Below are 3,401 nucleotides of genomic sequence, written 5' to 3'. Positions count from 1 at the left end.
CTGGTGGTGCAGGGCGAGTCCGACGAGACGGTGGACTGGCGCCATGGCCTGAAGGTGCTGCGGGAGAAATTCGACGAGCCGCGGATACTGTTGCTGGAAGAGGCGCGCCATCACCTGGCGAACGAAAGCGAGGGCCTGCGGCGGCGCTATTTCGATTTCCTGAGCGACGCGCTGGGGGCCTGAGTTCCAGGCCCCGCGGCGATCAGGGGGCGACCGCCTGGTCCACCGCCAGGCCGGCTTTCAGCGCGGCCAGGGCCGCCTGGTAGTAGCTGCGGCCGGACGGCGACTCGGCGAAGTTCACGTACTGGGTGAGTTCCGCGTCGGAGAGATCGCGGTAGACATACAGCAGGGTGTTCTCCAGGTCCGCGCCGATCTGCTGCACCAGGCGCTGGCGCTGGCCTTCCAGCAACTGGCCGGTCTGTCCGCCGCCAAGCAGGCCGGGGAGGCCCGGAAGCATCTGGCTGAGGCTGTCGGCGGCGACCCCGGCCAGGGCCAGGCTGACTTCCGCACCGGCCTCTCGGGCCGGAAGGACCTGGGCCAGGCGCTTGACCAGGGCCCGGCGTGGCTCGCTGGCGGTCTGCCGCGGCAGGCCGTTGCTGTGCTGGAGCAACTGGTCGCGGCGGGTGGCGAGCACCTCGGCGGCGACCACCTTGCGCCCCAGCGGCGACTCGAAGAAATTCAGCGGGCTGGCGCTGTCCGGCAGGTTCTCGCGCAGGCCGTTGAGGGCGCGCTGGTCGACTTCGGCCGGGGCGAAGCGGCGATTGCTGTTGTCCACCAGGGTCTGGTAGAGCGCGGGCGGCAGCTTGTCCTGGTAGCGCTTCTGCGCCGCGTCCAGGGCATCGCTGAAATGCGCGCGCTGGTCGGGCCAGCCAGCGGCCTGGTACAGGCGTTGATAAGGGTCGGCCAGGGCGGGCAGACCAACCAGCAGTAAAGCGAAGGCGAGCAAAGCGCGCATTGATACTCCTTTGGCGGCGAAAGCCTCGTCGTTCGGGTGGTGCCGTCCATGGGGCGCTATTGTCGACATGCGGCGGACCGCTTGTCGAGACACCGGGGCGGCACGCTACAATGGACAATGCACATCAACGTCAATCATCCACTCCTGCATCGCATCGTCGATGAACTGGTCGACCAGGGCTGGTCGCACCAGAGCATCTTCATGCCTGAGCGTCTGACCACCAGACTGGCCGAAGAGTGCCGCATCCGTGCGGTCGCGGGCGACCTGACCCCGGCGGCGATCGGCCGCGGCGACGGCCAGGTGATCCGCGAAGGCATCCGCGGCGACCTCACGCAATGGCTGGAGCCCGGAGAATCCGCGGCCTGCGACGAATACCTGGGGGTGATGGACAGCTTGCGCCAGGCGCTCAACGCCTCGCTGTTCCTCGGCCTCGAGGATTTCGAGTGCCACTTCGCGCTGTACCCGCCGGGCGCCTATTACCAGAAGCATGTCGATCGTTTCCGCGACGACGACGCACGCACCGTCTCCGCGGTTCTCTACCTCAACGATGCCTGGTTGCCCGAGCATGGCGGCGCGCTGCGCCTGCACCTGCCGCAGCGGCAGGTGGACATCCAGCCGACGGGCGGTAGCCTGGTGCTGTTCATGTCCGCCGGCACCGAGCACGAAGTCCTGCCCGCCAGCCGCGACCGGCTGTCGCTGACCGGCTGGTTCCGCCGGCGCAACGAATCCCTCCTGCAACTCTCCTGAACCCTCGGCGGGGTCGCCGCCTCAGTGACCCCAGACCTTGATCGTGCCGCGCAGGTCGGTGATGTCGCGCAGTTCGATGCGGCCGATCGAGTTGTCGCCGATGTACAGGTCGCTGGCCACCCGCAGGCGGATGCGCTGCGCCGGCAGGCCGCTGGCGATCAACTGGTCGTTGATGGTGGCGAGGTCCGGCAGGCTGATCGCCAGTTGCTGCCCGCCGCCGCTGCCGGTGGTCACGTCCAGTGCCAGGGTCGGCTGCTCGACGCCGAAGATCGGCAGGCTCAGGCCGAGCTGGGCGGCGCCCAGGGGGATGTTGCCGCCGCGCCCGTCCGGGCAGTCGCCGGCCTTCACGCAGCCGTTGTCGATCACCAGGTTGCGCAGCGAGAGGCTGCCGCCGTCGTCCACCCAGGCGACCCTGGCCGCGCCGGCGCGCAGGTCCAGGCGCAGGCTGATGCCGGCCTGGCCGGTGACCTGGCTGAGACTGTCGTTGTCCAGGGCCTCCATGGCCGCCTGGCTGGCAGCGCTGGCGAGCAGCGCGGGGGCCAGGAAAAACGGTAGAAGCGAGCGGGTCGGGAGCATGACGGGCGGGTCCTTCGCGGTTGCGCGGGAAGCCAGTCTGCTCGGGGCGGCGGAGGTTCGCCATGGGCCGCCCGCAGTTCTATCCTAAGGATCGGCAAGAAATAGCCCTGGTGCCCGCCATACGGGCGCTGGAGCGCTACCGCGAGGCCTAACTCCGGTTGGGTCGAGGGCGGGTTTCCCCGGTGCTTCCCGGCTACTGTTACCGGGCGTGACCATCGGTGAGCGGCAGGCTACTCTGTGTGCCTGTCAAAGGGGTGGAGCATCCATGCAGAAGGTTCTGGTCAGCCGTTGCCTGCTGGGCCACCTGGTGCGCTACGACGGTGGCAGCCATGGCCCGTTCGACCTGCTCTCGCGCTGGCATGCGCAGGGGCGGATCGTCGCCCTTTGCCCGGAGGTCGCCGGCGGCCTGCCGACGCCCCGCCCGCCAGCGGAGATCCCCGGCGGCCAGGGCGGCGAAGTGCTGGACCGGCTGAACCGGGTCTTCACCGTCGACGGCGAGGATGTCAGCGAAGCATTCCTGCTGGGTGCGGAGGCGGCAGTGGAGCTGGTCCGCCGCCATGACATCCGGATGGCCGTGCTCAAGGCGCGCAGTCCTTCCTGCGGCAACCTGGAGAACTACGACGGCCGCTTCAACGGCAGCCGGGTCGCCGGCGAGGGCGTCACCGCCGCCGCCCTCAAGCGCATGGGCGTGCTGGTCTTCAACGAAGACGAGCTGGACCGCGCCGCGGTCTGCCTGGCCGGCCTCGACGCCGGCGGCTGAACGCTCAGCGCCGCAGCGGCGCGGTCAGGCGGTTCTCCAGGGCTTTCTGCACACGCTCGAAGAGCGCCGAAAGCAGCCAGTAGATCCCGGCGGCAGCGAGATAGAGCGGCAGCGGCTGGAAGGTCTCGGCGATGACCTCCTTGGTCGCCAGCATCAGCTCGGTCACGGTGATCACGGAGATCAGCGAAGTGTCCTTGATCAGGCTGATCAGGCTGTTCGACAGGCTCGGCACCGCCAGGCGCAGGGCCTGCGGAGTGATGATGTTCCACAGGGTCTGGCCCCAGGTCAGGCCGACCGAGAGCCCGGCTTCCCATTGTCCCTTGTCGATGCCGAGGATCGCCCCGCGCATGGACTCCGAGAGAT

The 3,401-nt window shown here is 68.9% G+C and carries 5 protein-coding genes and 1 pseudogene; 3 read left to right on the top strand and 3 right to left on the bottom strand.

Annotated features, from left to right (window positions below; all coding sequences use genetic code 11):
• Window positions 1-183: pseudogene (locus FFS27_RS30635) on the top strand (alpha/beta hydrolase); the annotation flags it as partial.
• 19 nt (window positions 184-202) lie between these two features.
• Here the strand turns inward: FFS27_RS30635 and FFS27_RS30630 are convergent.
• Window positions 203-955 carry a hypothetical protein gene (locus FFS27_RS30630; RefSeq protein ID WP_004364975.1) on the bottom strand — a complete coding sequence of 251 codons (753 nt, stop codon included), beginning with the start codon at window positions 953-955 and terminating at the stop codon, window positions 203-205.
• A gap of 48 nt (window positions 956-1,003) precedes the next feature.
• Here FFS27_RS30630 and FFS27_RS30625 point away from each other — a divergent pair, with 48 nt between their 5' ends.
• Window positions 1,004-1,702, top strand: coding sequence for a 2OG-Fe(II) oxygenase (locus tag FFS27_RS30625; protein ID WP_021263263.1), 699 nt, complete (start codon window positions 1,004-1,006; stop codon window positions 1,700-1,702).
• Window positions 1,703-1,723: 21 nt separating this feature from the next.
• On the opposite strand, the gene FFS27_RS30620 is transcribed toward FFS27_RS30625, so the two are convergent.
• Window positions 1,724-2,278, bottom strand: coding sequence for a DUF6160 family protein (locus FFS27_RS30620; protein ID WP_003084327.1), 555 nt, complete (start codon window positions 2,276-2,278; stop codon window positions 1,724-1,726).
• Between the two features lie 265 nt (window positions 2,279-2,543).
• Here FFS27_RS30620 and FFS27_RS30615 point away from each other — a divergent pair, with 265 nt between their 5' ends.
• Window positions 2,544-3,038, top strand: coding sequence for a DUF523 domain-containing protein (locus FFS27_RS30615; protein WP_003084333.1), 495 nt, complete (start codon window positions 2,544-2,546; stop codon window positions 3,036-3,038).
• Window positions 3,039-3,042: 4 nt separating this feature from the next.
• On the opposite strand, the gene FFS27_RS30610 is transcribed toward FFS27_RS30615, so the two are convergent.
• Window positions 3,043-3,401: amino acid ABC transporter permease (locus FFS27_RS30610; RefSeq protein WP_137952444.1), on the bottom strand; the 359-nt coding region annotated here is incomplete at its 5' end.

This window comes from Pseudomonas sp. 2VD, assembly GCF_005503585.1.
Classification (GTDB): Bacteria; Pseudomonadota; Gammaproteobacteria; order Pseudomonadales; family Pseudomonadaceae; genus Pseudomonas; species Pseudomonas aeruginosa.
This window is presented reverse-complemented; position numbering and strand designations above follow the sequence as displayed.